The organism is Streptomyces sp. MK37H, from assembly GCF_018035285.1.
In the GTDB taxonomy this organism is placed as follows: domain Bacteria; phylum Actinomycetota; class Actinomycetes; order Streptomycetales; family Streptomycetaceae; genus Streptomyces; species Streptomyces endocoffeicus.
Window position 1 is genome coordinate 1 of record NZ_JAAAYH010000455.1, and the last position, 7,023, is coordinate 7,023.

The window sequence follows — 7,023 nt, forward strand, 5'->3', positions numbered from 1 at the left end:
GCCCTCCCACAGCCGTGGCGGCAGCGCGTGCACCACCGCCGTGGGGCCGAGCCCCGCCCAGCGCGCCAGCACCTGGCCCATCCGCCCGTCCCGCCACGCCGCGCCCACCCCGTCGCTCACCACGAGCACCAGCGTGTGCCCGGAGGGGTCGGACAGCGCCGTCGTGGGCAGCAGGGGCGCCTCCGGGGCGTAGGGGCGGGCGCGCAGCGCGGGGGCGCCACCGCCGCGCGTGTGCAGGCCCAGCACCCGGACGACGCGGAAGGCGCCCGAGCGCTGCAGTACGGTGCGCAGCTCGACGGCGAGCCGCCGCCACAGCAGCATCGACATCCCGTCGTCGATGACGAGCGCGAGATCGAGCCAGCGTTCGCGGGCGGGGCGGGTCACCACGTCCGGCAGACCGGTCTCGGCGAGCGCCGTGGCGGTGGCGGCCTCGTCGAACTCCCGCTTGAGCGGATTGGGGCGGTGCTGTTTGAGCGGGCGCAGGGCGCGGCCGATGGAGAGCTCCTGATGCAGCGCCTTGTCCTCGGGCACGCGCAGCGGCAGCGCGCGCCGCACGTCCGGAAGCACGCCCTCCGCACCGTCCACGCCCTCCGCACCGGGCCCCTGGCTGCCGCCGTACAGACCCCGCAGCCGCTGATCGCCACCGCGCGGGGCCCGGGCGGGTCGCCGCTCAGGCGGGTCGTCCGGCCGCCCCTCGGCGGGGGCGGACGGCCGGGTGCCGGGCGTGCCGTCGTCGGCCCGCGCGGTAGGGGCGGGCGCGGTCGGCCGGTCGGTCCGCTGAGCGGACGCGGGCGGGGAGGCCGTGGAGGCCGAACCCGCGGGACGGGACACGGGCTCGGGGCGCGTGGCGGGCAGCGCCGTCCCGCCGCGGGTCACCGCCCGGGCCAGGGGCGCCCGCTCCGCGCCGTCCTCGGGCAGCCGTCCGGCCAGCCAGAGCACGTCGAGCAGCTCCTCCCTGGACAGCTCGAGACCGCTGGAGGCGAGGACCGCGATCGCCTCGTCAAGCCGTCCCAGCCGCCTGGTGTCGCCTTGCTCGGCGCGGTCTCGCCCGGTGCCGCCGCGCCTGGCGTCCCCCTGCTCGGCGTGGCCCTGCGTGGTGTCCCCCTGCCCGGTGCCGCCGCGCCTGGCGTCGCCCTGCGTGGCGTCCCCCTGCCCGGCGTGGCCCTGCGTGGCGTCCCCCTGCCCGGTGCCGCCGCGCCTGGCGTCGTCCTGCGTGGCGTCCCCCTGCTCGGCGTGGCCCTGCGTGGTGTCCCCCTGCCCGGTGCCGCCGCGCCTGGCGTCGTCCTGCGTGGCGTCCCCCTGCTCGGCGTGGCCCTGCGTGGTGTCTCCCTGCCCGGTGCCGCCGCGCCTGGCGTCGCCCTGCCCGGTGCCGCCCTGCTCGGCGTCGCCCTGCCCGGCGCCGCCCTGCTCGGCGTCGCCCTGCGTGGCGTCTCCCTGCCCGGTGCCGCCGCGCCTGGCGTCGCCCTGCGTGGCGTCCCCCTGCTCGGCGTGGCCCTGCGTGGTGTCTCCCTGCCCGGTGCCGCCGCGCCTGGCGTCACCCTGCCCGGCGCCGCCCCGCTCGGCGTCCCCCCGCTCCACGCGTCACACCGCCCCGCCCAGCCGGTGCAGCACCGCTTCCAGCAGCCCGTCCGCCGTCACGTCCATGCCGCCCGCCCGCAGGAACACGGCGTTCAGCAGCTGGTCGGTCGCCAGCTCGCGGGCCGCGCGGCGCCGGAGGAAGGCGTCCAGCAGCTGATCGACCTCCTCCAGCGCGTCGTCTCCCAGGTGCGCGGTGACGATCGCCCGCAGCCGCGACTCGTCGGGGGTGGGCAGCTCCAGCCGGACACAGCGGCGGAGGAAGGCGGGCGGGAAGTCGCGCTCACCGTTGCTGGTGATCACCACGACCGGGAACTCCTCGCACACCAGCCGGCCCCGCCGCACCGTGGCCCGCTCGCCCGCCCGCTCGGTGAGCACCTCCACCACCGACTGCTCCTCCGGCAGCCGGGCCAGCTCGGGGATCTCGAACTCGCCCTCCTCGAAGACGGTCAGCAGATCGTTCGGCAGGTCGACATCGCCCTTGTCGAGCTCGTCGACGAGCAGCACCCGGGGGCGTTCGCCCGGCACCAGCGCGGTGCCCAGCGGCCCGAGCCGTACGAAGCTGCCGATGTCGGGCTCGGCCTCGCCACGGTCGCGCGTCAGGGCCGTCTCGCGCAGCCGCCCGATCGCGTCGTAGCGGTAGAGCGCGTCCTGCACGGTGGAACGGCTGTTGACCGGCCAGCGCAGCACCTCGCCCAGGTCCATCTCATGCGAGATCGCCCGCGCGAGCGAGGACTTGCCGGTCCCCGGGCTGCCGGTGACGAGCAGCGGACGCCGCAGATGGAGGGCCGCGTTGACCACGTCCGCGTGCTCGGGCTCGATCAGATACGGCGCCGGGCGCGCCGGACCGGAAGCGGACGGCGTCCGGTTCCCATCGGCGGCCGCCCGCTCCCCGCCGGGGGCTGCCTGCTCCCCGCCGGCGGCCGCCCGCTCCCCGTCAGGGACTGCCCGCTCCCCGGCGCCGAAGCGGCGCCACGGCGGGGCGGGTGGCATCTCCATGTGCCGGGGCACGCCGTCCCCCCGGAACAGCCGCCAGCCGGGCTCTTCCCGTGGATTCATCGGGGAACCTCCCTCTCGGCCCGCCTCAGCGGACATCGCGCGCCTCCTGCCGTCTCGTCACCATGTCTCACTGCCCCCGCGCCGCGCGGTCACCGCGTCCCACCGTCACTCCGTGGGGTCCACAAGGTCCAGCCGTGGCAGCGCCCGCCCGGCATCGGCCCAGGCGAGCACCGGCCGCCCGGTGTACTCGTCGGGCCGCTGCAGGGTCTTCGTGCGGTAGGTCCGTACGGCCTCGGGCAGTTGACGGGTGCTCGCCCCCGCCGCGTGGCGCACGGCCGGGGACCCCTGCTCCCCGCTGCGATCCCACAGCACCACCGGAACGCCCGCGGCCAGACACATCTGCACCACACCGGTGCGCCGGTGGGCCGCCACATCGACGGTGACCCGGGCCGTGAGCCGCTCCATGAGCAGACCGCACACCGCCTCCGGGTCCGGGGCCGTGGCGTCGTCGATGTGCACGGGCTCCTCGGCCTCCAGCCGGGCCCAGCGCTCCCGCCACTGGTCCAGCATCGTGCCGCCGTTCAGCTCCCGCAGCTCGGGGCAGTTGACGACCAGGGGGTACGGGGTGCCGAGCCGGATGGGGAGCACCGCTCCCGGCCCCGCGGCCTTCCAGCGGTCCACGGGCACCTCCAGGGCGTCCCGGTCCACGATCAGCTCGATGACGGGCCGCGGCCCCGAGGGGTCGGGGCGGCGCAGCGCGCCCACGGCGGCGAAGATCTCCTGGGCCACTTCCTGCGCACCGCGCGGCCGTTCGCTGTCGTCCGACACCTGGCGCAGCCCGTCCCCGTCGTCGCACCACAGCCGCAGCCGGTAGCGCTCCGGCTCCTCCTCCCGCGCCGCCACCGGCGAGCCGCCCGGTGCGGCCCCGCAGCGGTCCAGCTTGGCCACGACGCGGGGCGCGGTGCCCCGGGAGGCGCTCCGGGCCCACTGCTCGGCGTCGTGGCGGCGGTCCATCAGGGCGGCGTCATGGACACCGAGACGGCGGGCGACCGCCGCGTTCCACCGCCGCAGCGCGGCGCGCTGCTCCGCCGGGCAGCATCCGGCGGCCACGAACTCCACGGCCCGCAGCAGGCCCGGCACGGCGGGCATGACTCCGTCGTCGGCCGCCGAACTGTCCCCGTGCAGCCCCTCCACATGGGCGATCAGCGCCTCGAACCGCCCGCCGACGCCGTCTCCGCCGCCGACGCCGCCCAGGCCGTCTCCGCCGCCGACGCCGCCCAGGCCGTCTCCGCCGCCGTCCCGGTCACGGCCGTGGTGACCGTCACCGCCGGTGAGCAGCGCCGCGGGCAGGGCCGCCAGCGGCAGTGCCGCCCGTACGGCCCCGGGGACACCGGCCGCGGCGGCCGCGGGCAGGGCGCGCAGCTGGACCAGCAGCCGCTCGTGCTCACCCGGCGAGAGCAGCTTGGGCAGCCCGCAGCGGCGTCCTATGGCGAGGAGGTCGTCGGCCACCGGGCCCGCCGTGCCGCGCACCGCCTCGACCAGCGCGGGCAGCGCACGCCCCCGGGTGAGCAGCAGATGGGCGAACTCCTCGGCGGAGGGCACGCCGTCCGCGCGATGGCCGAGGCCGCACTGCCGGGCGACCGTACGGCAGCAGCGGACCCAGCCCTCGGACAGCGTCAGCGGCCCGTCCAGCAGGGCGACGAGCTCCGCGTAGGCGGGGTGGTCGCGCACGTCCTCCGCGGGCTGCCGGGGCAGCAAGTGGCCCGCCCCGGCGTCGTCCAGCTCCCGCGTCACGCGCTGCCAGGGGATTCCCCAGGCGCGGCGCAGCGTCCCCTGGACGCGGAGCTTGGCCGTCACGAGCCCGACGACGGCGCCCTCCTCGTTGGACCACAACGGGCCGCCGCTGTAGGCGGGTTCGATGTCCAGGGCGCGCTCGGCCCCGTCGAAGTAGCCGAACCGCCCGTCGCACGCGCTCACTTCGGCGTCGGCGAACACCCCCGGCTCCCCGCTGCCGTGCCAGGCCCGTACGAGCTGCCGCTTGGCCATCGGGTGCCAGCGCGGCGGCTCGATCGCGGGCGGCGGGCTTACGTTCAGCCGCAGGACGGCGAGGTCGCCGTTCCACTCGAAGGCGCCCAGGCCGCCGTCGTCGGTCCGGGGCGGTATCCAGACCGCCAGCTCGGCATGGGCCTCGACGGTGTGCTCCGGTCCGTGGAGCCGTACGGACACGGCGATCGGGCCCGGGTGATCCGGGTCCAGCATGTCCTTTCCCAGCGCGCTGTTGACCACATGAGCGCACGTCAGCAGGTGGCGGCGCGGCAGCAGGACGCCCGCGCCCGCCGGTCTTCCGTCGGCCTTGGCGAGAATGGACACCGCGGGCCGTGACGAGACCCCGTGCGCGTGGAACCACCCCATGGGCTTCAGCCCGCGAGGCCGGGCCGGGACGGCCGCGGCGGCACCGCCGGCTCGGGCCGCTCCGACGGCCGCCAGGTGGCCGAAATGGTCAGGTTGGCGTTCCCGTTGGCGCCCACGATGCCGAGTTTGAGGTCCTGGCCGACCTGCACCCCGAACTGCACGGTGAACTCCTGGGGCGGATGCGGAGCCGAGCTGACGGCGTCGTGCACATCCTGGAGCACCGGCCCCAGCCCTTGCAGGATGACGCCCAGACCGGCGTTGGCGAGCGTGGCCGCGGCCCGCGCACCGCGCCCCACCGGTGTCACGCCGCCGACGCCGCCGTAGGCGTCCTCGGGGGAGGCGTCTCCCACGGGGGCCAGTTCCAGCCGTACGGTCGTGCCGTCCGCCAGGGGTATCTCACGGTGTTCCGTCACATTCCTCATCATGCCGATCATCAGGCCTCCGGTCTGCCCCTTCGCACCAAACGCCGCCGGAACGACGGACGGGGGACGAGGCGCGGGGCCACGGGGCGCGGGCGCCCCAGCGCGTAAGGTCGATGTCGGATTCCCGCGAGCCTGCCCCTACCCCGCTGGCGGATGCTGGACCCATGCACACCGACACCGACCGGTGCCTCCGCGCCGCACAGGCCAAGGACGCCCGCTTCGACGGGTGGTTCTTCATCGCCGTCGTGACCACCGGGATCTACTGCCGGCCGAGCTGCCCGGTCGTCGGGCCCAAGCCCGAGAACATGCGGTTCTACCCCAGCGCCGCGGCCGCCCAGCAGGCCGGGTTCCGGGCCTGCAAGCGGTGCCGTCCTGACGCCGTCCCCGGCTCGCCGCAGTGGAACGAGCGGGCGGATCTGGTGGCCCGTGCCATGCGGCTGATCGCCGACGGTGTGGTGGACCGGGACGGGGTGCCGGGCCTGGCGGCCCGGCTGGGATACAGCACCCGGCAGATCGAGCGGCAGCTGCTCGCCGAGCTCGGCGCGGGCCCGCTCGCACTCGCCAGGGCCCAGCGGGCGCAGACCGCGCGGCTGCTGATCGAGACCAGCGCGCTGCCGATGGCGGACATCGCCTTCGCGGCCGGGTTCGCCAGCGTCCGCGCGTTCAACGAGACCGTACGGGAGATCTTCGCGCTCTCCCCGACCGAGCTGCGGCAGCGAGCCGGCCGCGGACCGCGGACCAGCGTGCCGGGGGCGCTCACGCTGCGGCTGCCGTTCCGGGCGCCGCTGTGCCCCGACAACCTCTTCGGGCACCTGGCCGCCACCGCCGTCCCCGGCGTCGAGGAGTGGCGCGACGGCGCGTACCGGCGCACCCTGCGGCTGCCGTACGGGCCCGGGGTGGTCACCCTCAGCCCCCGGCCGGACCACATCGCGTGCCAGCTCTCCCTCGCCGACCTGCGCGACCTGGCCGGGGCGATCAGCCGCTGCCGGCGGCTGCTGGACCTCGACGCGGACCCGGCCGCCGTGGACGACCTGCTGCGTACGGATCTGCAACTGGCCCCGCTGGTCGACAAGGCCCCGGGGCGGCGGGTGCCGCGTGCGGTGGACGCGGACGAGTTCGCGGTGCGCGCGGTGCTCGGACAGCAGGTGTCCACGGCTGCCGCCCGCACCCACGCCGGGCGCCTGGTGACGGCGCACGGCGAGCCCGTGGAGGACCCGGCGGGCGGCCTGACCCACCTCTTCCCGTCCGTCCAGGCCCTCGCCGGGCTCGACCCCGAGAAGCTGGCCATGCCCCGCACCCGCCGCGCCACCCTCACCGGGCTGATCGGCGCGCTCGCCGAGGGCCGGGTCGCGCTCGGCGTCGGCAGCGACTGGGACGAGGCCCGCGCGAGTCTCGGCGCGCTGCCGGGGCTCGGCCCCTGGACCGTCGAGGTGATCGCGATGCGCGCCCTCGGCGACCCGGACGCCTTCCTCCCGACCGACCTCGGAGTGCGCCGCGCCGCCGCCGATCTGGGCCTGCCCGCCACGCCCGGCGCCCTCACCCGCCACTCGACCCGCTGGCGCCCCTGGCGCGCCTACGCCGTCCAGTACCTATGGGCCACGGACGCCGCCCACGC

At 76.8% G+C, this 7,023-nt stretch carries 5 protein-coding genes; 1 reads left to right on the forward strand and 4 read right to left on the reverse strand.

The window, feature by feature from the left end; all coding sequences use genetic code 11:
• The 4 genes from GWI24_RS46700 to GWI24_RS37575 form a co-directional block, all read right to left on the reverse strand.
• Window positions 1-1,578, reverse strand: a 1,578-nt coding sequence (locus tag GWI24_RS46700) for an SAV_2336 N-terminal domain-related protein (RefSeq protein ID WP_308344219.1), incomplete at its 3' end; no start/stop codon positions are given.
• Between the two features lie 3 nt (window positions 1,579-1,581).
• Complete coding sequence (locus GWI24_RS37565) at window positions 1,582-2,634, reverse strand: MoxR family ATPase (RefSeq protein WP_247617435.1); 1,053 nt, start codon at window positions 2,632-2,634, stop codon at window positions 1,582-1,584.
• A 105-nt stretch (window positions 2,635-2,739) separates the two neighbouring features.
• Window positions 2,740-4,986 carry a trypsin-like peptidase domain-containing protein gene (locus tag GWI24_RS37570; RefSeq protein ID WP_210950527.1) on the reverse strand — a complete coding sequence of 749 codons (2,247 nt, stop codon included), beginning with the start codon at window positions 4,984-4,986 and terminating at the stop codon, window positions 2,740-2,742.
• Between the two features lie 5 nt (window positions 4,987-4,991).
• Window positions 4,992-5,408 (reverse strand): CU044_2847 family protein, encoded by a 417-nt coding sequence (locus GWI24_RS37575; RefSeq protein WP_247617436.1) that lies wholly within the window; start codon window positions 5,406-5,408, stop codon window positions 4,992-4,994.
• Window positions 5,409-5,572: 164 nt separating this feature from the next.
• Between GWI24_RS37575 and GWI24_RS37580 the strand changes: the two genes are divergently transcribed.
• On the forward strand, window positions 5,573-7,023 hold a 1,451-nt coding region (locus GWI24_RS37580), incomplete at its 3' end, for a DNA-3-methyladenine glycosylase 2 family protein (protein WP_210950529.1).